Origin of the sequence: Hymenobacter pini, assembly GCF_020421205.1 — a bacterium.
GTDB lineage: Bacteria > Bacteroidota > Bacteroidia > Cytophagales > Hymenobacteraceae > Hymenobacter > Hymenobacter pini.
In genome coordinates, this window is the sequence record NZ_JAIZZH010000001.1 from 1,149,261 (window position 1) to 1,172,570 (window position 23,310).

The window sequence follows — 23,310 nt, forward strand, 5'->3', positions numbered from 1 at the left end:
TGGATAAAGCAAGGGCTGCAGTGCCAGGGCCGGCAAGGCTAGGGAGCCGGCTGCGGGGGCCAGGTATCGGAGCGGAAGGGCGGGGCCGGCAAACCGGCTTTGTTGTAGAGCGTGGCCGGGCGGTTGTTGCCCCAGGCGTAGCGTACGGCTACGGGGTTGGGCACACCCTCCGCCTGCAGCACCACGGTGTTGCCCTGCACTTCGGCCCGGGCCCACACGAAGCGTTTATCAGGCCCCGCAATGGCAAAGGAAGTAGCGCCATCCGCCGTCGATTTGAGTACCAACCCGCCTCCCAGATTACTAAAGCTGAGCGTCAGCCTGTTGCCAGTGGTTATCAGTTTCTCAAACGTGGGCCCCGAGGCGGCCACAGTGTTATCGGCGTAGGCTACGCGGCGGGCCTGCAGGGCCAGGCGGTGGCCCACGTCCTGCTTGTTCCGGGGGTGAATGTCGTCGGCATTGCCCAGGTCGAGGGCTACGGCCATACCGGTGTGCGGCACTGTGCGGCTGGTGCGGCGCTGAGCTTCCCGGAGGCGGGCCCAGTCGGGGTCCGAAGGCGAGGCGGGGTCATATTGGTAGCCGGCCAGCTGCACGAACAGGAACGGCAGGGCCGGCTGGTGCCAGCGCGTACGCCAGTCCTGAATCATCGTCGGAAACAGCGTCTGGTACTGCTCGGCCCGCTCGGCGTTGCTCTCCCCCTGATACCAGATTACGCCCTTGAGGGCGTACGGCAGCAGCGGCGCAATCATGCCATTAAATAGTGCAGTCGGCTCGTTTTGGGGGCCGCCGGGGTAGGGTGGTCGGGGCCGGGAGCCGGGGGCGAAGGCGGGGCGGTACAGCCACTCGCCCGCAAGCGGTACCACGGTGCTACCCACAGTGGCCGACATATCATTAGGTTTACCCCAGATGCCGCCGCCGCTGCCGGTGTCCGTCACGCGCACAGTTACCATATTACGGCCGGCGCGCACTAGGTTAGCGGGCACCGTGTAGCGGCGCAGTGCGGAGTAGCCCCGGGTGCCCCCCACAGCCACCCCATTGAAAAAGGTGCTGTCGGCATCATCTACCTGGGCCAAACTGAGCGTGAGTGGCTGACCGGCCGCCGAAGCCGGCAGCGTCAGGTCGCGGCGGAGCCAGACGATACCGTCAAAGTCGTGCAGCTCCGGGGTAGAGGCTTCCCACAGGCCGGGCAGGGGCATGGTTTTCCAGGTGGCGGTGGGCAGGTTGGGGTCGGCCCAGGTAGGCTGGCCGGGCAGCAGGCCCTGGTCCTGGCCCTCGGGGCTGCGCTGCCAGTTGCTGAGGCGGGTGACGTAAGCGGTTTGTTCCTGGGCAAAAGAGCCGGTTTGCTGAGCCAGGGAAGCCAGGCGGGGTTGAAATTCGGGCAACTTCCGCAGGGCCTCGGCGCTGGTCCAGGCCTCGGCTACGGTGCCTCCCCACTCAGCCGCAATCAGGCCCACGGGCACCTTGTACCGCTCCTGCAGCTCCCGCCCAAAATAGTAAGCCACCGCCGAAAACCCGGCTGCCGACTGCGGGGTGCATACCTGCCAGTCGCCACCAGCCAGCTCGGCCTGGGGCCGTAGCTCGGCGCGGTTGGGCACGTTGAACAGGCGGATTTGCGGATGATTAGCCGCCGCTGCGGCGGCCGCGCCCCCCGCCGCATCCCGCAGCGGCCATTCCATGTTCGATTGGCCCGAGGCCAGCCATACGTCGCCCACCAGCACATCGGTCAGCTGAATGGTATTCGTGCCTTGGATAGTCAACGCAAAGGGCCCGCCCGCCGGCTGCGCCGGCAGCGTCAAGGCCCAACGCCCGTCACTGCCCGCTTTCGTCTGGGCGGTTTTGCCCCGAAACGTCACCTTCACGGCCTCGCCCGGCGCGGCCCAGCCCCACAATGGGAGCGGGGCGCTGCGCTGCAGAACCATGTGGGAGCTTACCAGGCGGGGCAACCGCACCGTGGCCCGGGCCGCTGGTGGGGCCGCCACGAGCAGCAGGGCAAGAAGGGAAAAGCGGGAGGAGTAGGTCATTGTCAGAAGGAAACCACGGCGGCCGGTATTCAATTCCGTAGGCTGAGCGCCAGGCAGCCAGGAAGGCGGTAAGTGGCGTAAAGTTGAATCGATAGGCAGATGAATAATGCCAGCCCCGGCCAGTTGCCGGGGCTGGCAGCGGAGGTTTATTCGTGGCTGATGACTACCCGGCGGGTGAGCTGGCCGGCGGGGGTATCCACCTGCAGCAGGTAGATACCCGCCCGCAACGAGGCCACGGGCAGTTTCAGGAGGTTTTCACCGGTGGTGACGGCCCGCTCAGGTTGGTTTACCACCAGGCGGCCCGTCAGGTCGAGCAGGCGCAGGTGCAGGCGTTGGGCAGCCGGGGCATTGTAGTGCACGCTCAACTCGGCATCGGCGGTGGTGGGGTATACCTGCAGGCGCAGGTCGTCGGCCGAGCCGGCTGCGGCCAGGGCCGTGCGGGCCGCACCCTGGTCCGAGAACCACCAGCGCTGGTTGTTGCCGCCCCCGTAGGTCCATTGGTGGATGGTGGCGCCATCGGCAGTAGAGTTGTCTTTCACATCCAGGGCCTTCCCGCTGTATTTGTTAATAATGCGGTAGGTGCCGTCGCCGTTGCTCAGAATCTGCCAGAACTGGCTATCCTGCGTCAGCCAATCCCACTGGTGGATCAGGGCGCCATCGGCGGTGGAGGGGCCGGCCACGTCCAGGCTCTTGTTGCTATTCAGGTTCACGATGCGCACGTAGCCACCGCCGGCATCCACCAGCTTAAATTTCTGGTTGGCCGTGCCAGCCCAGGTCCACTGTTGCAGGCGGCCGCCGTTGGCCTGCGAGTTGCCGTCAATATCCAGGGCCTTCCCGCCGTTCTTGGAGCTTATTTCGTAGATGCGCCCGATGGCCGGGCCGCTGTAGGTACTGCCGGTGCCGTTGTAGTTGCCGCCGCCGGGGTAGTTCACAATGCCGTTCTGGTTGGGCGATACGGCCGCTACCGTGGTGTTCGGCACGCAGTTGGCAAACTGAATGTTGGTGAGCACCTGGTTGAGGCCGGCGGGCCCATCCACCACGTAGGGCGGGTTGATGTGCATGAAGGCCGGGTTGCTGCGGTCCTCGAAACGCTTGTACGTCCAGTGGCACCAGCCAATACCCACCGAGTTGAGGTTCCGGGCCGCGTCGCGCATCCAGGTGTCGGAGTTTTCGCCGGTTTCGCCCACCCAGATGGGCACGTTGTGGGTGTTGCGGAAGTTGCGCAGGTTGCCGATGAAGCGCAGGTCGTTGGCCCCGCCGCCGGTGGAGTTCACGCCGTTATCCATCTCGTAGCCCGAGCCACTGTAGCGGTGCGAGTTGTACACCAGGTTGGCGCGGTTCGGGAAGGTAAACGGCTCCATGTAGTTGTAGTCGTTGCCCCAGCCGTTGCCCTCCACCAGAATCAGGTGGTTGTCGCCCTGCCCCCGAATTGTGGTAATCAGGCGCTGAAATACGTCGTGAATCTTCTGGTTGCTGGGGTAGTTGTTCGGCTCGTTGATGAGGTCGTACATGGCCACCCGCGAGTCGTTCTTGTAGCGGTTGGAAATAAACGACCACAGCCGGTTGAGCACATCCTGGTTGATTTGCCGGTTCCAGAGGTCATTGGCCACAATCTGGTCGGCAATGTTGGCATCGGTGCCCTGGGAACCGGGCACGGCGTGCATATCCAGCACCACGTACATCTGGTTGGCCTGGGCCCAGGCCAGCACGTTATCAATCATACCCAGCGCCGCCATGTTGTTGGGGTCGGTGAACAGCTGGTTGTTGTTGTACCAGCCGGTCAGCTGGCTTACGTAGGAGTCGTACGTGACGGTGCCGCGCATCACGCTGCTGCGCACGGCCCGCTGGCTGGGCGTCAGAAACAGCTCGTAGTGCAGGGGCAGCCGGATGCAGTTGAAGCCCTTGCTGGCAATGTAGTCGATGTCGGGCCGGGTGATGAAGTTGGCGCGGTAGTTCTGGTAGAAGGTTTCCACGGCCGCGTCGCTCATGCCCGCGTTGTAGAGGCTCTTTTTTACCGCGCCCTGCGTCTGCTTCGTGGCCCCATTTATCGTGGCCCCAGGCCAGCCCACTTTCATCATGTAGCCCTCCTGCACGGCCCAGTTGCCCAGGTTCATGCCGTTGAGAATCACCTCCTGATTGCTGGCATTCACAATGCGCTGCCCGTCGGCCCGCAAGAAGCTCTGCGCCTCGGCCGACTGCCCGAATCCTAAACCGGCGAGTACCAGCGGCACATACCGCCACGCCCGGGCCCAGCGGCCCCCTGAAAATGTACTGGTGTTCATAAAAGTGGGAATTGGTTGTGAAAAAGGAACTGAAAAAAGGCCTTGGGATGGCCCGGAAAAGGTCAGTGGCAACCAGCCCGGGGGCTGGTTTATTTCGCTAGGTCACTACCATTTCCCACGCGGTACAGGAGGGGGCGGGGTACTCTGGGTATTCGGTTAATCAGGCAATGAGGCAGCTGAGGAGTGGCCCGGCTGCTTGGGGTTCAGCCGGGCCACTCCTCAGCAGGTTTACCACACGTAGGTACCGGCCGCGCCGGGCTGCAGGATAGAGGTGAGGGTGCGGCCCTGGTAGCGGAGGCTGAAGGGCTGGGCTTGTTTAGTGTTGTTCTGTATCAGCAACACTTTCTGGCCGTTGGGGGCTTTGAAGGCCACATTGGGCAGGGTTTCGGAGGCGGTAGAGGCAATGCGCACCGAGCCGGGCCGGGCAAACTTGCTGGCGTGGGCCACGATGTAGTAGGCATCCTCCCGGGTGACGGTGCTGCCATCAATGGTGAGGGCGCCCCGGCACTCGGTGCAGCCCCCGGGCGTGTGCGGGTTCTGCTGGGGGTCGGCGGCCAGGTTCCACTCCAGCACGGTGCGGGCCCAGTTGCGGGTAGCCCCAATCATGAGGGTGCGCACGTGCCAGGGGAAATTCTCCTCAAACTTGCTCTTCGAGCCCACCCACTGCTCGGTGAAGTACACGTTCCGGTCGGGGTGGGCGTCGTGCACTTTGCTCAGGGCCTCAATGGGGCCGGCGTAGAGGTGGAAGGCCGAGCCATCCACGTACTTCTTGGCCTCGGGGTCGTTGAGGATGGTCAGGGGATAGTCGGGCCGGTCGGCGTTGTGGTCGTACACCACAATCTTGGTATCGATTTTCGCCGCCTGGAAGGCCGGGCCCAGGTGCTTCTTCACAAACTCGGCCTGCTGCTCGGCCAGCATCAGCAAGCTGGGGTTGTTGCCGGGGTGCAGGGGCTCGTTCTGCACCGTAATGGCGTCGATGCGCACACCCCCGGCCTTCATGCCCTGCACGTACTTCACGAAGTACTGCGCGTAGGCCGGGTAGAACTCTGGTTTCAGCGAGCCGCCCTTAGAATTGCCGTTGGTTTTCATCCAGGTCGGCGGCGACCAGGGGGAGCCGAGTATCTTAATGTTGGGGTTGATGGCCAGGATTTCCTTGAGCATCGGCAGCAGGTGCTGCTTATCCGGCGCGAGGCTGAACCTGGCCAGCGTGGGGTCGGTCTGGCCCTCGGGCAAATCGTCGTAGCTGAACACCGTGGCGTCCAAATCAGAGGCCCCGATGCTCAGGCGCAGGTAGCTCACGCCAATGTTGTTGCCATCGGTGGCAAACAGCTCCCGCAGAATGGCCTTGCGGGCCTCGGGCGTCATGCGGTGCAGCAGCTCGGCGCTGCCCCCGGTGAGGCAGTACCCGAACCCGTCGATGGTCTGAAAGGTCTGCTTATCGTCTACCTCAATCACCGGCGTGCCGGCCGCGGGAGCCGCACTGCTCCAGGTTGGGGCGGCCTGCGGCTGAAACAGCACCGATTTATCAGGGTTGGTGAGCCAGAAGCTGGCCGCACCCTTGGCCGGGCCCGACTGCGGCCCGCGCTGGCAGCCAGTGCCCAACCCAAGGGCCAGCAGCAGAAAAGCGGAGGAATAGGAGCGGGAAAGGAAAGACATAGGGCGGATGATAAAGGCAAGCGGGTGGCCGTCGGCCGGTATAAACCGGCTGAAAACGCGTGAAAACCAGGAAGCAGCAAAAAGGGCCGGCCTAGGCCGGCCCTCGGTTACTCGGCGGCCGGCTTATGGCCCCGGGCGCCGTACCACATAATGTACAAGTAGCAAGCAGCAGGTAGCAGGAAGGCTAAGCGCAGGGCGTGCACGCCGCCTCCGCCCAGGGTGCTGTCAGCAATCAGGCCGAACAGCGGCGGAATTACGGCTCCACCCACAATGGCGGCCGACAGCATCCCCGACGCCTGCTCGGTGTGGCGGCCCAGCCCGGCCACGGCCAGCGTGAAGATTGTCGGGAACATAATAGAGTTCATCAGCCCCACGGCCAGCATGCTGTACATGGCCACTGGGCCGGTGGTGTTTATCGACACCAAGATGAGCGCCACTGCCGCCACCGCGTTGAAGGCCAGCACCCGGGCGGGCCGTACTCGGCTCAGCACCGCTACCCCAATAAAGCGGCCCACCATGGCCCCGCCCCAGTATAGCCCTACCTTGTTGCCAGCGGCCACCGACGTTAAGTCCATTACCTCCTTTTCTTGCAGGTAGTTGAGCATGATGGAGCCAATGGCCACCTCGGCCCCCACGTAAGCGAAGATGCCAACGAGGCCCCGCAGCAGGTGGCCGTAGCTCCAGGCATTAGTGATGTCGCCGGGGGCCGCCGGTGCGTGCTCAACCACGGGCATCTTCAGGAAAAACAACACCCCGCTAATGACGATAAGCACCACCCCGATATAGAGGTACAGGGTCTGCACGGGGGCCACATCAATGGCGGCGGCCTGGGCGGCGCTCATAGTTTTGAGGTCGGGCAGTTTACTCAGAATGAGGGCGGTGCCCAGCGGCGGTGCAATGGTTGTAGCCAGTGAGTTGAACGCCTGCGTGAGCGTGAGGCGGGCGGCGGCCGTTTCGGGCGGACCCAGGATAGCCACGTAGGGGTTGCCGGCCACTTGCAGCATCACCACGCCGGAGGCCAACACAAACAGTGCCCCCAAAAACAGCCCGAACACCCGCTGTTCGGCCGCCGGAAAAAACAGGAAACAGCCCAGCGCAGCCACCAGGAAGCCCACCAGCATGCCGCGCTTGTAGCCTAGTCGTTTAACAACGTAGCCGGCCGGCAGCCCCATTATCAGGTAGGCCCCAAAAAAGCAGGAATTAACCAGCATGGCCTCGGCGTAGCCCAGGCTGAACAACCCCTTCAGGTAAGGAATCAGGATGTCATTCAGACAGGTAATAAACCCCATCATGAAAAACAGCACCGTGAGCGAGGCCAGGGCCGGGGTGTAATTGGGCGTGGCTGCGCCGGGGGGCGTAGCGGGCGTTTTGGGAAGGGTAGAGGCAGATACGGGAGCAGCCATGTTGGGGAATGAAGGGGAAAAGGGTATCGGGGTAAAAAGGAGAGAACCTGCAAAATCGGCTCTTTTCAGCAAAGTAGTCGATTATGGGCGGATGGTTGCCGCGGCTCTCCCGGAAGGACCGGCCCCGCTCCCCTTTAGCGAAGCCGGCCCAAAACCCTGGTCAGTCTAGCGAAACCAGCCGGGGACGGAGAATCCCGGATATAGCTAGTATAGCCGGGAACGAAGGATGAAGTGCAATGATGCGGCGGTACGGTGCGCTAAGCGAGGCAAATATTCTGCTTAGGGCGTAGGCGCCAACGGATGCCCGACGGCGGGTAACCTGGTCAAATATATCGGCCGGGTTCTTCAGAAAGCAAACCTGAAAAAGCGGTTATTTCTCAGCGCAAGCGGGTTTTATACACTTACCACACACGGCCAACGGGTTGTTTTTAATAACTGAAAAGCCAGATGCCCCCTCCTCAGACCTACCCGTATCGGATAAGAAACAACGAAAAAAATGCTGTATCAGTCACAGACAAGTGTCGGCGTTTCATCCAAACGCACAAAACCGTCCGAATAGTGAGCGTATCACCACCCGGACGGTTTTGCGGAGCGCGGGGCCGGGGCGGTTACGCCACCACCGACACGCGTACTTTTTTGCCTTTCACCTTCGCGCCGGCCAGCCGCTCGGCCACTTCCTGGGCCTGCTGGCGCGGCACGGCCACGTAGCTATAGTAATCGAATACCTCAATGTGTCCGACCTCCTCGCGGGCCACGCCGCCCACGTTCACGAAAGCCCCTACCAAGTCGTGAGCACTCACTTTATCCTTCTTGCCGGCCGATACGTGCAGGGTCACGTTTTCGGGGCGGGGGGCTTTGGGAGCGGCGGGCGGGAGCTTAGGGGCGTGCATCTGCTTCCACTCGATGCCGGCTGCCACGGGCCACTTCTTCACGTGGGCCAGCTCCTTGTCCGTAACCAGAATGTGGGCCGTACCCTCGGCCCCGGCGCGGGCGGTGCGGCCGGCCCGGTGCTGGAAGGCGTCGGCTTTATCGGGGGCGTCGTACTGCACCACCGTATCCAGCTGGGTCACGTCAATGCCGCGGGCGGCTACGTCGGTGGCTACCAGGGCCTGGCTGGAACCGTTGCGCAATTTTAGCAGAGCTTTATCCCGCTCGGGCTGGGGCATTTTGCCGTGCAATACCTCAGCGGCTACGCCCCGTCCTACCAAAAAGCGCGTCAGCTCCATGCACCGCTCCCGGGTGTTGCAGAAGATGAGGGCTCGGCCGGTTTCGGGCTTGTTGAGCAGGTGCAGCAGGGCCGCCGGCTTCTTCTCCAGCAAACCAATGTGGCCCACCAGCTTCAGGTTTTCGGGCAGCTCATCGGTGTCCTCGCCCGCGTTGACTACCCGGGGGCGCGTCAGGTTCTTGCGAATCAGCTCCAGCACTTTATCCGACATAGTAGCCGAGAACAGCAGCGTCTGGCGGCGGCGGGGCAGGCGCTTCACAATTTCCACCAGCTCGTCCTGAAAGCCCAGTTCCAGCAGCTTGTCGGCCTCATCCAGCACCAGCACTTTCAGGTTATTGGGGATGATGCTGCGCCGCTCCAGGTGGTCGAGGAAGCGGCCGGGGGTGGCTACCGCCACGTGCGGGGCTTGGGTAAGGGAGGCGGTTTCCTCGCGGAAGGCGTGGCCGCCATAGAAGGCCGCCACCCGCAGGTTGGGCAGGTACTTACCGAGTTTTTTGAGGGCGTCGCGCACCTGCAGGGCCAGCTCCCGGGCGGGCACCAGCACCAGCATCTGCACGGCATCGGTTTTTACATCCAGCTGCTGCAGCACCGAAAGGCCATAGGCAGCGGTTTTGCCCGAGCCGGTGGGGGCCTGGCCCACCACATCCTGCCCGGCCAGCGCCATTGGAATTACCTGCTCCTGCACAGCGGTGGGGGCCTGAAATTCAAGTTCGTTCAGCGCTTGCAGCAGTTCCGGGGCCAGGCCCAGATCGGCGAAGGAAGGAGGGGTTACAGTCATAAAGCAGTAGTTCAGCCGACAAAGGTACGGGTTATGACAATGAGTGAATAGGTGAATGAGCGAATGACAGATTCATTCTCCCATTCACTCATTCGCTCATTCACCTATTCACTCACCTCCGCCACGTCCACCAGCTTGTAGCGCACGGCCGTTTTCTTAGGCCTAATATCGAGGCCTACGTAATGGGCATAGGCTTTGGTGAAGCAGGCGCCGAAGTAGAAAATCATGGCTGAATAGAACACGAACAGCAGCACTAACACAATGCTGGAGGCCGGCCCGTAGATGGGGCCCAGGTTGCGCGGTACCAGCAGCAAGCCCAGCACGTTCTCGCCCAAATCAATAAGTACGGCCGTGAGCAGGGCCCCGCGCCACACGGCTTTAGATGGCACCTTGGCGCTGCTCAGGTTCCGAAACGTAACCCCGCACCAGGCCGTCAGGATCAGCAGAGAAAATATCTGGTTGCCAATCTGAAACAGCACCGACGAAAAGGCGGCCCCGAAATCCTGGGCGTAATGGGAGATGAAAGCCAAGGCCGCATCCGAGAGGAAAGCCAACATGCTCAGCAGCCCAGTTACCAGCAGCAGCCCTAAGGAGCGGCTCCGTTCCTTGAGCACCTTATGGAACTGCCCGGTGCTGCGGCGCACCCGCACCTGCCACAGCTGGTTCAGCGAGTTCTGAATAACCCCGAACAGGGTAGTGGCAATGAACACCAGAAACGCGAAGCCCAGCCACGTCACTAGCCGGCTCCGCTCCACGTTGGTCACGTTTTGCAGGATCTGCTCTACCAGCCCCGCCGCCGAGGAGCCCAGCAAATGCGAGAGCTTGCTGAGCAGCAGCACCCGCACCTGTGAGCGGGAATACAGGGAGCCCAGCAGCTGAATGAGAATAATGACGATGGGCGGCAGGGCAAACGTGGTGAAAAACGCGGTGGCCGCGCCCAGCCGCAGCGGGTCGTTGGCCGCAAACTCGCGGGCCGCCCGGCGTAGCAGAATCAGGATGTCCTGGAACAGATGGCGGCTGGCGTGGCCGGACTCGTGTACTTTTGTCATGAGATGCGCGTACTATCTGCAGGCGCGCCGCCAGCGCAGACATCGGGGGTACGAAGGTACTACCCGGTTTCGGCATCACCGAGCCCCAGTTTTCGTCAATTCCAGTATTTGTGCAGCCTTCATCCTCCAGCCCTTCCGTTACTGCCCCGCCCGAAGCACCCCAAAGCTGGTGGCGCCGCCGCCTGGTGCAGCCGTTGCTTAACCTGCTGAAGCAGGGCCTCACCCCGCATCAATTGGCCCTGACGGTGGTAATTGGCACGGCAGCCGGCCTGATTCCGGTGCTGGGTACCACCACGGTGCTCGCCACGGCTGCCGCCATGCGGCTGCGCCTGAACGTGGCTGCCGCTCTGCTAATTGCGCACCTGTGGAGCCCCGTGCAGCTGCTGCTCATGATTCCGCTGCTGACGCTGGGCTCCCGCATGTGGGGCAGCAGTGGCCCGGCCCTGACGCTGGCGAAAGTGGAACACCTCTTTACCCACGACCTGCTGGGGGCGTTTCATTTGCTGTGGCATTCTATGGTGGGGGCGCTGGCCCTGTGGGCTGTCGGGTGCTGCGTCCTCGGTCCGTTGCTGTACTTCGGGCTCCGGCCAATACTGGCGCGGGTAATGAGCCGCCGGGCCGCCGAGGAAATTCAAGCCTGAACAGACACCTGCAAAAAAGAGGCCCCGCCGTAACTACGGCGGGGCCTCTTTCATATACACTAAGCACTAAGCACTAAGCACTAAGCTTCAGCGCGCTTGTACACGGGCTCCGAGTTAAGCAGGTACTGTACCAGCGGCTCCTCCGAGGTAGTGTCAATCAGCATCATGTCAACAAACTGGTTTTCGACGATGTTGCCCTGGATAACCGGGCCCAACTCCTGCAGGAACGCGGGGTCTTGGTCATCGGTTTGGAAAGCCAGCAGCAGGCGGCTTTCCTGGGGGTTGTGCTGCATGCGCATTTCGGTGAGGTACACGGCCTGCACTTTCTCATTGCCGGCGCTGTACTCGCGCAGGGCGTCTTTGAGTGCGGTGGGCTCTGGCTCCGGGTCGTGCAGCGACACCTGGATATCCTGCTGCGGAGGGGCTTCAAACAGCTGACCCGCTAGCAGCGCATCAATTTCGGGGGCTTCCAGCAGCTTACCTACGGCCGAGAAGGGATTCAGGGCGCAGTCGGCGCCTTTCACCATTGTGAAGAAGTCGTGGCCGCGCAGGCGCATGAAGGCTACACTGCCCTCAGGCACGGCGCCGTTGTCAAAAATACGCTCGGGAGCAGTGAAAACGGCAATTTTACCGTCGTGCAACGCCTGGAGCTGAATTTCCATGCCTTCGGTGGGCGTGATTTCGCCGGGCTCCTGGTCTTCCTTGGCAGCCATTACCACGGTTACTTCCTCGCCCAGCAGGGCCTGATAGAAGGGGCTGCGGAACTGGGGCTCCATGGCGGCCTGCATCAGCAGCTGTTCCAGGATGTTGAGGGGCTGGAAATCGGGCATCGGCGGCACAGGCGCGTCGCCTACTCCCGGCAGCGGGATGGGCGGGGCCGGCGGAATAAACGGAACTGGCGCCGCCGCCGGGGCCGGAGCGGCCGGCATCTGGTAGTTGGAGCCTTTATAGCGGGGGCCGGCGGGCTTATCGGCTCCGGTGGCGTCGGGCGTGGGAGTGGTGCCGGGAGTGGGAGTAGAGGCGGGAGCGGGGTTGCCCTCGTCTTTCTTTTTCAGGAAGTCAAACAGACCCATAACAAAACAAACAGATGAAGATGCAAGCTAAGCAGGTTTAAGAGAAGATGCACGAAATAGTGGTTGGGTAGGTGGGTTGGTGGTTGGGAGGTTAGGTGGGTAGATTGTTAGTTGGTTGGGTATTTGGTCATTGCGAGGCGGAGCCGAAGCAATCCGTCCTTTTTAACGCGCTAAACCTTGCTTTGCAGAAATCCCCTGACGCCAGAACCAGTCATCAAAGGTTTTTGAATAGGTCAGGGAGTTGCACTTCGAAAAGGACGGATTGCTTCGGCTCCGCCTCGCAATGACCGTTCAACCACCCAACCACCCAACTACGCTTCCGGCTGCTGCCACTGGCGCAGAAATTCCTGCCGGAAGGCGGCCCCGAGGGGTACTACGGCCCCGGCAATGGTAAGCTGGTTACCCTGCAGCTGCTCAACGCGTTCCAGCGGCACCACAAACGACTTATGCACCCGCAGGAACCGGGCCGGGGGCAGCTCCGTGAGCAGCCGCCGCAGGGTATCGGGCACTACCAGGCGGCCGGTGGGGGTGTGTACTTTCACGTAGTTGCCGTAGGCCTCCAGGTAGGTAATATCGGCCAGGGGCACGCGGTGGGTGGTGGGGCCGTCGCGCAGGAGCAGGGCGGCGGGGGCGGCCTGAGGGGCTGCAACCGGGGCGGGCGGGGCCACGGCAGGAGCTGGTTCGGGCGCGGGCAGGCGGGCAATGGCCTTCAAAAAGCGCGGAAACGGAATGGGCTTGAGCAGATAATCAATGACCCCGTACTCGTAACCTTCGAGGGCAAACTCGCTGAAAGCGGTGGTCAGGATTACGCGGGGGGCGTGGGGCAGGGCCCGCAGCAGTTCCAGACCGCTCATTTCGGGCATCTGCACATCCAGCAATACCACATCCACGGGCTGCTGGTGCAGAAAGGTGAGGGCCTCCACGGCCGTGTAGCAGTGACCGGCCACGCGCAGGTGGGCCACCCGTTCCACGTAGGTTTGCAGCACCTGATGGGCCAGGGGCTCGTCGTCCACAATCAAAACCTGCAGCGGGGTCATAGCGAGAGGGTGAGTTGGGTGAGAAAGGCCGACTGGTCGGGGGTGGGGGCGGCGTGCAGGTGGTGGCGGCCGGGGTAGAGCAGGGCCAGCCGCTGGCGGGTGTTGCTCAGACCGGTGCCGGTGCCGCCGCCCGCGTCGGTGGGCGGGGGCAGGGCGTTGCGCAGTGCTAGGTGCAGCTGCTGCTGGTGCAGCGTGAGGGCAATTTCCACGAAGCTGCCGCTGGCCCGCCGCGTGCCGTAGGTGAAGGCGTTTTCGATGAGGGCCAGAAACAGCAGCGGGGCCACGGTGAGGCCGGCCGCCTCCTCCTCGGGGGGCAGACTCAGCTGCACCGGGCAGCGCGGACCCAGCCGCAGCTCCTGCAGCTGCACGTAGCTGCGCAGGTAGTCCAGCTCCTCCTGCAGGGGCACCTGGGCCCGGCGGGTGCTTTCCAGCTGGTAGCGCATCAGCCCCGACAGCGCCAGGAGCATATCGGGCGTTTGGGGGCTTTGGGTGAGGCTGAGGGCGTAGAGGCTGTTGAGCGTGTTGAACAGAAAGTGCGGGTTCACCTGGGCCTCCAGCAGCCGCAGCTGCTGCTCGCGCTCCAGCAGCTGCCGCCGCAGCCGCTGCCGGTGCTGCGCCACCGACCGCCAGATGAGCAGCAGGCCCATGGCTATCAGCATCGTGAACAGGCAGTTGACGGCGGGCTGATGGGCAGCGGCGTGGACCTCGGGCCACAGCAGCCGGCCCGCCACGTGCAGCAGCAGCGTCCAGCCCAGCAGGGCCAGCGCATACCAGCCGTAGCGGCCCCGGTCGAACAGGGTGGGTACCAGCCCCAGGTTGTTGCCGTACACCGCCACCATGCTCAGCCCCACCGTTACCAGTACCGCGTGCTGCAGCTGGGCCAGGTTGCCATTGGGTACCAACGGCAGGGTCCGCCACAGCAGCAGCAACAGTAACCCCCAGATAAATGCGTCGCGGAGGACCAGCCAGGGCCAGCCAATCCGGGTTGGAGGAAAAGATGCGGAAGTGGAGTGCATAGGAATATGGGGGCAGCGGAAACCGGCTCTGCGAAGGTATCAGCCCGGCGGGCCGCGCCCAAATGCCCGGGACGATCCACGTTCGTCAGCCGCGGGGCCTTGGTCGTCAGCGGCCGGGCAGGGTTCGTCATTCTCTTTAGGGCCGCAGCCCACTGGCGGGCACCTTTGTATCAGTTCTCTGGCCGGCCAGCAGGCCCCGTGGGCTGGTTTCTCCCTTCGTCTCCCTAACCCTTAATCTTTCTCGCTATGAACTCCACGTTCCGCCACCTCGCCCTTGCCGCCGCTCTGCTGACTGCCTCCGCGGCCACCGCCCAAACTTCCGACCCCGCCGGCCTCTGGCAGGGCAGCCTCAGCGTGCAGGGCACCAACCTGCGCACCGTAGTGGAGCTCAACGGCAGCGGCTCGGCTTGGCAGGGTAAGCTCTCGGTGCCGCAGCAGGGCCTGCAGGGCATGAGCCTGAGCAGCGCCGTGGTACGCCACGACAGCCTATTGCTGCGGGCCGATAACATCCAGGGGCGGTTTGCGGGCCGCTTCGCGGCCGATGGGCAGTCGGTGGCCGGCACCTGGTACCAGGGCGGGATGCAGCTGCCGCTCACGCTGCGCCGCAGCTCGGCGGCGGCCGAGGCCAGCGCCGCCCCCCGCCACCCCCAGGTGCCGGTGGCGCCCTTCCCGTACCGCAGCCAGGACCTTACTTTCCCCAATGCCAAAGCCGGTATTCAGCTGGCCGGTACGCTCACGCTGCCCGCTGGTAAGGGGCCATTTCCGGCGGTAGTGTTGGTGAGCGGCTCGGGCCCCGAGGACCGCAACGAAACTGTGTTCGGCCACCAGCCCTTTTTGGTGCTGGCCGACTACCTCACCCGCCAGGGCTTTGCCGTGCTGCGCTACGACGACCGGGGCACGGCTCAGTCGGGCGGTACGTTTACCGGGGCGCTGACCACTGATTTTACCGCCGATGCCCAGGCGGCGCTGGCCTACCTGCGCACTCGCCCCGACATCCGTGCCAGGCAGGTGGGCCTGATCGGGCACAGTGAAGGCGGGGTGATTGCCTGGCAGGCCGCCGCCCAGCCCGCCGGCCCCGATTTTGTAGTGTCGTTGGCCGGCCCCGGCGTACCCGGCGACGCGGTGTTGCTGCGCCAGCAGGCCGACCTGGCCCGCGCCGCCGGGGCCGATTCGGCCACCATTGGCCAGAGCCAGCGCCTGCACCGGGCCCTGTTCGCCGAGCTGCGTCGGCAGCCCGCTACGCTCAGTGCCGATGCGCTGACCCCCAAGCTGGCCGCCGTGGTGCAGCAGCGCGTACCAGGTATCAGCGCCGAGGTGGCCCAAAAACAGGTAAAACCCCTGACTTCGCCCTGGCTGCGCAGTTTCCTGCTCACCGACCCCGCTACCTATCTGCCCAAGGTTAAATGCCCCGTGCTGGCCCTCAACGGCAGCCACGACCTGCAGGTAGCCGCCGACCAGAACCTGCCCGCCATTGAGCAAGGCCTGCGCGCCGCGCACAACACTCATGCCACCGTGCAGACGCTGCCCAACCTCAACCACCTCTTCCAAACCGACCCCGCCGGCACCAGCCAGTACGCCACCATCGAAGAAACCTTCGCCCCCAGCGCCCTCCAGGTCATCGGCAACTGGCTGAACCAACAGGTAAAGTAGATGGGTGGTTGGGTGGTTTATGGTTGGGTGGTTGGGGGTTGGGGGGTATGAACTGTCATCCTGAGCGCAGCGAAGGACCTTATCACATCAGAACGAGCCTTTATGGCAGTTGTCGTTCCAGCGTGATAAGGTCCTTCGCTGCGCTCAGGATGACAGACGTTTTTTCTACCCAACTACCCAACCACCTAACAACCTACCCCTACTGCCCATCCGAGCCGTTGCAGCGGCCTAGCAGGTCGGAGGCTTCACGGATGGTGTAGGGCTGGTTTTTGTTGCCCCAGTTGGTTTGCAGGAAATTCAGCAGGTTGGTAATCTGCGAGTCGGTGAGGTCTTCGTGGCCGGGCATCACCTGCTGGTAGCTCACGCCATTCACCACCAGCGGGCCGTTCATGCCTTTGCGGATGATGCAGGGCAGCTCGGCGCGGTGCTGGGCAATGTAGTCGGCGCCCGCCACTGGCGGAATCAGCCGCTGCAGGCCCTGGCCCTGGTCGCCGTGGCAGCTGGCGCAGTGCGCCGCGTACAGCTGGGCGCCCTCGTTCCTCCGCTCGGTAAAGCACCCGCTCACGCCCACGCCGGCTGCCGCCAGCAAGGCCGCTGCCAGCAGCCCGCGCTTCATTGGGCGGCGCCTTTTGTTTCCAGCTTTTCTTCCTTCAGCAGCACGGGCAGGTCCTGAATCAGGCGGTCCACCTGCTCCTTCACCATGCCATCGTACACCCCGCGGATGCGGCGTTGCGAATCAACGAGCACAAACGAGCCATCGTGCGAGAAACCCCCGGCGGCCTTCTTATCGGCCTGGGCCCCCGAGAGGTAGTTGCTGGCCAGCTTGAACACGGTGTCCTGCTCGGTACGGGCGAAGTGCCAGCGCGAGGCATCCTTGATGCCTAGCCGCTCGGCGTAGTCGCGCAGCACCGGAATGGAGTCGTGGTTGGGGTCGATGGTGTGACTCAGGAACAGCACGTTGGGGTTACCTTCAAACGCCTTGTACACCCGCAGCATCTCGCTCTGCATTTTGGGGCAGATGCTGGGGCAGGAGGTGAAAAAGAAGTCGGCAATGTACACCTTGCCGGCAAACGTCTGGTTGGTTACCGGCTGGCCCATCTGGTCGGTGAGGCGGAAAGTGGGTACCGGGTCGGGAAGGGTATCGGCGGGCGAGGTAGGAGCGCTGTGCTTGATACCCAAAACGGGCAGGCGTTCGGGTTCCGACGAGGACGGAGTGCAAGCCAGCGGCAACAGGCCTACGCTGAGCAGGGCAGTCAGCCGCAGCAAGCGGCCCGCCGACAAAGCAGGAAAGTGGATCATTTACGGGAAGAAGCGGATGAGGCGGCCAAATAGTTTCGGGCGGAATCCTGGCTGGCGCGGAACAGCCGCCCAACGGAGTCGATACGGGCCTGCTGCGCCTCGTAGTAGCGCAGGCGGCTATCCACGGCGGCCGTATCGGCCGGGCGGCGGTAGTGATGCATCCAGAACATCATGCCGGCTTCAGCCCCCAGCAGGCGGCCTTCCAGCGTGGCTGCCCGGGCAGTGTCGGGGGCTGTTTTAAGCTCCTGGCGCAGCTGGTACAGTTGGTCCATCTGGGCCATCAGCTCGTCGTGGCGTGCCAGTAGGGCTTTTTCGGCGGCTTCGGCCTTTTGCTCCTCACTTTGCAGCGAGAGGCACGCCGACACCAATAGGAGCACGGGGGCAATGCGGAGGATTTTCACGGCCGCAAAGGTACGACAGGAATGCCTGAAACCCCGCCGCAATGCCCATTTGCCGAAGAGGCTGCAACGCTACACGCGCGCCGCAATCCAGTGCCAGAGCAACCAGCCGCCCCACACCAATGCAGCGGCCAGCGCCAGCAGCAGCACCAGAATCAGCAGGATAAGCCCGCGTCCGGAGCCTTGGTACCTGCCCTCCTGATAATGTGCCCGCAGCAGGCGCACGTTCCGGTCGTTGGCTTTATAGGCGAAGTCGAAAATATTGCCGACCACCGGAATAGCCCCGATTACGGTATCAAGCACCACATTCAGCACCATGCGCACTACCAGGTTGCCACTGGCTCCGTGGCGCATCATCGTCAGAATCAGCACGCCGGAAATAGCCAGGGACGGCAGCCCGCCCACCACCGGAATCAAGCCCATGATGGGGTCGAGGCCAAAGCGCCACGTGGTGCCGGGCACCCGGAACTGACTGTCAAGCAAGTGAGAAACCCGCTCTACCCAGCGCAGGCGGGCATCTTGATCAAAAGAGGGAATAGCCATACAAGGAGTTGAACGCACGGCCCCGCGCTAGGTTGGGCCTGCGCTACAGCGCCGGCTTCACCTCGAAGCGGTAGCGCGTTACGCCAACCCGGCCAGTAGCCGAAACGCCCTGCACTTCCACCACGTAGGTGCCAGGCTGGTCCGAGGTGTAAAACTCCAGTTGCCCAGTACCAGTGGTGGAGGTGCGCAGTTCCGGCTGCCAATGCAGCAGGTTGCGGAAATCGGCCAGGCGGCTCTGCCGGGCCTCGGGTGTGTCGTAGCGAGGAGCGTAAAACTCCCGGTATTGCTGCAGGCCCTGGTATTCCTGCAGCAGCACGTGCGGGTTCAGCTGGAAGCCGCTCAAATCGCCTTGGTACGTGGTGTAGCTTACAATACCGTCGTAGCGCATGGCCCCTTGGAGGTAAGGCATCGTCACCACATCCAGCGTTTTCACCTTTAGCGGGCTAAATGCCATTACCCGGTTGATATCGTACACGGGTACCCCATCTACCAGCACCAGCGGATTTTCCTGCAGAATGGTGGAGTTCAGGTGGTCCAGAATCATAAAATGGTACCCATCCTTGCGCAGCCGCACCTGCACACCCGGTACGTACTCGCGCATCACTTCCTCCATCACCTTGAAGCGGGTGTAATCGTCGAGGCGATAATGCTCATCGGCCTTGCCGAAGAATGGGATGCTGTCAGCTGGTTGGGGCGTGAAGCGCGTCAGCAACTTGCCGAAATAGGCGCGTTGCGTTTGCACACCCAGGCTGCGTTCCTGCAAGGCGGCCGCATCCGCCGCACTTGGCGTGAGAGCCGCCGAAACCGGCTCGGAGCGGAATTGGGTTGAAAACGGGTTCAGCAGCTCGAGTTGATACGTGGTATCCTTCGCGGCACTGGTTTGCACGGAAATAGTCCGGTCCCCAATCAGGTCATGGGTTTCGAAACGCAGGATACCGGCCGCGTCGCTGAGGGCCGGGTAGGGGCGGGCCACGCGGCTGGGAGCCGCCAGAAACGCCGGCACACCGGCTACTGGCTGTTTAGTAGCGGGGTTCGTAACCCGCGCGTACACCAGCTGGCCATTGAGCTCAGGCAGGAAGGATACACTGGGCTTGCCGGCCAGCACCTGGTTCCAGGTGAAGCGGCTCCAGCCCTGGGTCAGCATCAGGTTATCGGCGGCGCTTTCTGCCTCCGGGCCGGTATGCGTAAGGTAATACTCTGGCTGCTCCACGGCCCCACGCACGTCCGACGTGAGCCATAGGTAGCTGCCAATGCTAGAGCCGGCTGAACGGTTAAGCGAATCGAGCCGGTACACGGCTACCGATACGTTGGTGGCCTGAGCGGCCGCTGCTTCAGTGGCGGTGGCCACTTGCAGCTGCACTTTCTCGCGGGCAGAATACGCCGATTTGTCGGTGCGGGCGGTTATCTGCAGCTGGGTAGTGGGGCGCACAAATACCAGCCGCTCACAAACGGGGCGGCGCTGCGCATCAAACAGAGTAAAGTGCGTTATGCCCTGAGGCAGCCGTTGCTTGTCCAGCGTGAGGCGGCCCGTGCCATTCTGGAGCGGCAGGCGCTCAGAGGCGACCAGGTGCTGGCCGGCGTGGGCCAGTAGCCACAGCTGCCCCTCACTCTGCCCAGGCACGTTGGTGGCTGCCTCCACGCTCAGGCGCCCAGATGCATCCGGGGCCACATGTAGGCTGTAGCCTTGGGGCTGCACCGCCGGGAGCTTCTGCGTTACCAACCGCCGGTTGGGCAGTTCAATAACGGCCGTATAGGCAGCGCCGGGCTTGGGAGTGAATTGGAAGCGGCCGAGGCCAAACCGCTCCGTGGCAAACTGCGCCACCGTTACTCCCGCCTGATCTAAAATGGTGCCCTTGGCTGCCAAGCTCCGACCTTGCTTGTCGGTCAGCTTGAAGCCAACCGTGCTGGGCAGTCCTTGCACTAGTTCACCGCCTTCCGGAAAAAACCGGGCATCAACCGCCAGGGAATCGGTAATCATCTTCAGCCCCAGCGTTGAACCGGGGTTTACGATGCGCACTGCCGTCTGGAAATACTGCTCAGGAGCAAAGTTTTTCATCCAGCTGGTGTAGGCCCGCACCGTGTAGGAACCGGACAGTAAGGAAGCCGGCAGCACAAACGAGCCTTTACCCGCAGCGTTTTGCAGGGCCACTTTGGCCTGCAGTACCGGGCGTTGGGTTTCATCCAGTACTTCAACGTAAGCCACCTTGCTCACGCTAAGGGGTTTGTGCAGGGTAGCATCCACTGCATACACTTTAAACCAGAGTAGCTCCCCGCTCATGTACAGCGGCCGGTCGAGGTGCAGGAACAGCTTTTCCTGTAGGTTTTGTCGCTGATATCGGGTAAACTGGTTGGTCAGCGAATCGGTTTGGGCTATGGCTCCGGTAGTGGTGGCCGCCGTTAGGGCCAGCCCGCCCAGCGCCATACGCATAGCAATAGCAGGAATACGCAACGTAGCCATACAGCTAGAATTTGAAATTGTAGGTAATCGTCGGAATCGGGGCTCCGAACACCGATAATTTATAGCCGCGAATCTGGCCATTTACCGTTTTGAAATACACGGAGTAGGGGTTGCGCCGGCCGGTGAGGTTATACACCGAGAAGGACAGGGAGCTGTGCGCCAGCTTTTTAACCTTGTGGTTACCCTCCATGTTGATGCCGAAGTCCATGCGGTAGTAATCGGGCACGCGGTAGGCGTTGCGGTCCGAGTAGTACACCCGCGTGGCACCGCCGATGTAGTACTTGGCCAAGGGCAGCGTAATAGGGCGGCCGGTGCTGTAGGTGAAGTTGAACGAGGTGCTGAACCGGCGGCTAAACCGGTAATTGCTGATCATGGTGAAGTCGTGCGGCTTATCGAAGTTGCTGGCGTAGAACTTACCCCCGTTCACAAAGTCCAGGGTAGCAGGGTTGTTCACCTGCACCAGGGAGCGGGAGTAGGTGTAGCTGGCCCAGCCATTGAGCTTGCCCGTGAGCTTACGCACCATTACCTCAACGCCGTAGGCTTTGCCCAGCGCGTTAATCACGTCGGTTTCAATGTGATGGTTCAGCAACAGCGTGGCACCGCTCTTGTAATCCACAAAGTCGCGCGTGTTCTTCCAGTACGTCTCAATAGACGTTTCAATGGTGTTGTTTTTGAAGTTCCGGTAGTAGCCAACGGAGTACTGGTCGCCTACCTGCGGGCGGATGTTCCCGTCGCTGAGTTTCCACACGTCGGTGGGCGACATGGAGGTGGTGTTCGACAGCAGGTGAATGTACTGGCGGGTACGGTTATAGCTCAGCTTCACCGAGGACACATCCGTGAGGGCGTAGCGCATGGAAAGCCGGTACTCGGGCCCGTGGTAAGTGGCCAGTACCTTGTTGTTGGCGTAGGTTACCGTGTCGGTTATGGTTGTTTCCGACTTAGAAATGTTGGGCAGGTAGTTGTAAGTAGTGCGGGGGCCCAGCGCATTAAAGAGGGAGTACCGCAACCCCACCGATACCGAGAAGCGCTGCGAGAAATCAATTTTATCGGAGATGTACAGGGCGCTTTCCAGGCCCTTTTCCCGCTGCAGCGCATCCGGCGTTATCAGCGACTTTTCGCCCAGGGGCTGCAGGCTGCCGCTCTGGATATTGTACAGTACCGAGCTGCCCCCGAAGTCCAGGGTATGCTTGGGAGCCACGAAGTAAGTGAAGTCGGCATGGGCGCTTTGCTGCTCCAGCGAGAACTTCAACTCCGAGGCATTCACCGGGTTTTCGGTGCTCTGGATGTTATAGCCATACTTGGTGGCCGTACCCGTAAGCACGCCAAACAGCTTGTTGTTGAACGTGTGCCGCCATTTGGCGCTGGCGTTCAGGTTGCGGTACTGATACACCGTGTCACTGGCCAACCGAAAACGGTCTTGGCTGGAGTAGCCCGTCAGATAAATGGCGTCCTTCTCGCTGAACTCGTGAGTGAGGTGTACGTTCAGGTCGTAGAACGAGGCGGCACTTTCCTTGAGGCGGCTGTTAGGTATTTTCTGCAGCAGCCAGTTGGAGTAGCTGGTGCGGCCCCCAATTAGGAAGGAGCTCTTATCCTTTTGAATGGGACCTTCCAGCGACAAGCGGCTGGTCAGGAGCCCAATACCGCCCGCCCCGGAGAATTTCTTCTTGTTACCGTCGCGGGTGGTGATATCCAGCACCGACGACAGACGGCCCCCGTATTTGGCCGGAATAGCGCTTTTGTACAACTCCACCGACTTAATCACGTCGGGGTTGAAGGCGGAGAAGAAGCCAAATAAGTGCGACGGGTTGTAGATGGTAGCATCGTTGAACAGAATCAGGTTCTGATCTACCGCGCCCCCCCGCACGTTCAGGCCGGTGCTGCCTTCACCCACCGATTTCACACCCGGCAGGGTAAGCACCACCCGCAGAATATCGGCTTCACCAAAGGCCGTGGGTACCTGCTTAATGGTCCGGATATCCAGCTTTTCAACGCCCATTTGGGTGCTGGCCACATTCTTGTCTTTCTCGGCCTCAATTACCACCTCGCGCAGCGGCGTGATATCCTCCTCTACCTCAATTTCCAGCCGTCCGTCGCCGCGCAGTACCACCAGGCGCTTAGTGTTGTTGATGCCGATACCGCGAATTTTCAACTCGTGCCGACCCAGCGGCAGCGTGATGGAGTAGGTGCCAAACTGGTCGGTGGTGGCTCCAATGTTGGGAGATTCAACAAACACCGCGGCCCCAATGATGGGCTCACCGGATTTTATGTCGCGCACGTGGCCAGTCAGCGTGGCCATGCCCTTATGCTTTTCGTTGGGGGCAATGCCTACCTCGTAGAGCTTTACGGCGCTCCGGGCGCGTTGGCGGGCCGCTTCCTCCTCCGTCGCATCATCGGGGGCGTCATCAGCCACGGCAACGCTGCCCGACGAAAGCGGAATGAAAAATCCCTCGGGTAGGGTAGTCTGCAGCGGTGCCCCTTCCGTCAGGAAGATGCGGTTCTGGGCATCAACGGCCGCGTGCAGCTTGGTGCCTTTCAGGGCCTGCTCCAGCACCGCAGCTACCGGCTGGCCCACCAGCTGCGCCGGCACTTTCACCGTGCGAATAGCATCCGGAAGATAAAAGAAACGGTAGGGAGTAGATGCCTCCACCTGCTTGATATACGTCTCTAACGATACCTCCGACGTCGATGTCGTGCTTGGGGTTGGCGGTGCAGTCTGACTATATGCCGGTAGCGAAGCACACAAGGTAGCCGCACTCAGGATGAGTAAGTAATTTTTTTTCATAC

At 62.2% G+C, this 23,310-nt stretch carries 17 protein-coding genes; 2 read left to right on the forward strand and 15 right to left on the reverse strand.

The features are described 5' to 3' along the window. Positions 1-38: 38 nt before the first annotated feature. From LF252_RS04805 to LF252_RS04830, 6 genes are all read right to left on the reverse strand, one after another. A complete protein-coding gene (locus LF252_RS04805) occupies positions 39-2,018 on the reverse strand; it encodes a sialate O-acetylesterase (RefSeq protein ID WP_226268217.1) in 1,980 nt (659 codons plus the stop codon). Positions 2,019-2,164: 146 nt separating this feature from the next. Beyond that, positions 2,165-4,300, reverse strand: a complete 2,136-nt coding sequence (locus LF252_RS04810) for an RICIN domain-containing protein (RefSeq protein ID WP_226268219.1) — start codon at positions 4,298-4,300, stop codon at positions 2,165-2,167. Positions 4,301-4,528: 228 nt separating this feature from the next. Then, positions 4,529-5,956 carry a glycoside hydrolase family 30 protein gene (locus tag LF252_RS04815; protein ID WP_226268222.1) on the reverse strand — a complete coding sequence of 476 codons (1,428 nt, stop codon included), beginning with the start codon at positions 5,954-5,956 and terminating at the stop codon, positions 4,529-4,531. A 107-nt stretch (positions 5,957-6,063) separates the two neighbouring features. Then, entirely contained in the window at positions 6,064-7,359 is a 1,296-nt protein-coding gene (locus LF252_RS04820; protein WP_226268224.1) for a sugar MFS transporter, read from the reverse strand. 608 nt (positions 7,360-7,967) lie between these two features. Next, positions 7,968-9,362 (reverse strand): DEAD/DEAH box helicase, encoded by a 1,395-nt coding sequence (locus tag LF252_RS04825; protein ID WP_226268226.1) that lies wholly within the window; start codon positions 9,360-9,362, stop codon positions 7,968-7,970. A 104-nt stretch (positions 9,363-9,466) separates the two neighbouring features. Continuing rightward, complete coding sequence (locus tag LF252_RS04830) at positions 9,467-10,411, reverse strand: YihY/virulence factor BrkB family protein (protein ID WP_226268237.1); 945 nt, start codon at positions 10,409-10,411, stop codon at positions 9,467-9,469. Between the two features lie 110 nt (positions 10,412-10,521). Here LF252_RS04830 and LF252_RS04835 point away from each other — a divergent pair, with 110 nt between their 5' ends. After that, the gene (locus tag LF252_RS04835; RefSeq protein ID WP_226268239.1) at positions 10,522-11,052 is read left to right on the forward strand and encodes a DUF2062 domain-containing protein; all 531 of its coding nucleotides are present in this window, start codon (positions 10,522-10,524) and stop codon (positions 11,050-11,052) included. 80 nt (positions 11,053-11,132) lie between these two features. On the opposite strand, the gene LF252_RS04840 is transcribed toward LF252_RS04835, so the two are convergent. From LF252_RS04840 to LF252_RS04850, 3 genes are all read right to left on the reverse strand, one after another. Continuing rightward, positions 11,133-12,125, reverse strand: a complete 993-nt coding sequence (locus LF252_RS04840; protein ID WP_262904837.1) for an enhanced serine sensitivity protein SseB — start codon at positions 12,123-12,125, stop codon at positions 11,133-11,135. A gap of 311 nt (positions 12,126-12,436) precedes the next feature. Then, positions 12,437-13,162 carry a LytR/AlgR family response regulator transcription factor gene (locus tag LF252_RS04845; protein WP_226268243.1) on the reverse strand — a complete coding sequence of 242 codons (726 nt, stop codon included), beginning with the start codon at positions 13,160-13,162 and terminating at the stop codon, positions 12,437-12,439. Beyond that, the gene (locus LF252_RS04850) at positions 13,159-14,178 is read right to left on the reverse strand and encodes a sensor histidine kinase (protein WP_226268244.1); all 1,020 of its coding nucleotides are present in this window, start codon (positions 14,176-14,178) and stop codon (positions 13,159-13,161) included. The genes LF252_RS04845 and LF252_RS04850 overlap by 4 nt, the downstream gene beginning before the upstream one ends. 246 nt (positions 14,179-14,424) lie before the next feature. Between LF252_RS04850 and LF252_RS04855 the strand changes: the two genes are divergently transcribed. Beyond that, complete coding sequence (locus LF252_RS04855) at positions 14,425-15,828, forward strand: alpha/beta hydrolase family protein (RefSeq protein ID WP_226268246.1); 1,404 nt, start codon at positions 14,425-14,427, stop codon at positions 15,826-15,828. A gap of 199 nt (positions 15,829-16,027) precedes the next feature. Here the strand turns inward: LF252_RS04855 and LF252_RS04860 are convergent, their stop codons facing one another. The 6 genes from LF252_RS04860 to LF252_RS04885 form a co-directional block, all read right to left on the reverse strand. Beyond that, positions 16,028-16,444 carry a c-type cytochrome gene (locus tag LF252_RS04860; RefSeq protein WP_226268248.1) on the reverse strand — a complete coding sequence of 139 codons (417 nt, stop codon included), beginning with the start codon at positions 16,442-16,444 and terminating at the stop codon, positions 16,028-16,030. Beyond that, positions 16,441-17,127, reverse strand: coding sequence for an SCO family protein (locus LF252_RS04865; protein ID WP_226268250.1), 687 nt, complete (start codon positions 17,125-17,127; stop codon positions 16,441-16,443). The genes LF252_RS04860 and LF252_RS04865 overlap by 4 nt, the downstream gene beginning before the upstream one ends. Beyond that, the gene (locus LF252_RS04870; RefSeq protein ID WP_226268252.1) at positions 17,124-17,528 is read right to left on the reverse strand and encodes a hypothetical protein; all 405 of its coding nucleotides are present in this window, start codon (positions 17,526-17,528) and stop codon (positions 17,124-17,126) included. The genes LF252_RS04865 and LF252_RS04870 overlap by 4 nt, the downstream gene beginning before the upstream one ends. A 69-nt stretch (positions 17,529-17,597) precedes the next feature. Further along, a complete protein-coding gene (locus LF252_RS04875; RefSeq protein ID WP_226268254.1) occupies positions 17,598-18,068 on the reverse strand; it encodes a DUF4112 domain-containing protein in 471 nt (156 codons plus the stop codon). 43 nt (positions 18,069-18,111) lie between these two features. Beyond that, positions 18,112-20,526: a hypothetical protein gene (locus LF252_RS04880; protein ID WP_226268255.1), complete on the reverse strand. Its 2,415-nt coding sequence runs from the start codon at positions 20,524-20,526 to the stop codon at positions 18,112-18,114. A gap of 4 nt (positions 20,527-20,530) precedes the next feature. Further along, on the reverse strand, positions 20,531-23,308 hold the full coding sequence (locus LF252_RS04885) for a TonB-dependent receptor (protein ID WP_226268257.1): 2,778 nt from the start codon (positions 23,306-23,308) through the stop codon (positions 20,531-20,533). Positions 23,309-23,310: the final 2 nt, after the last annotated feature.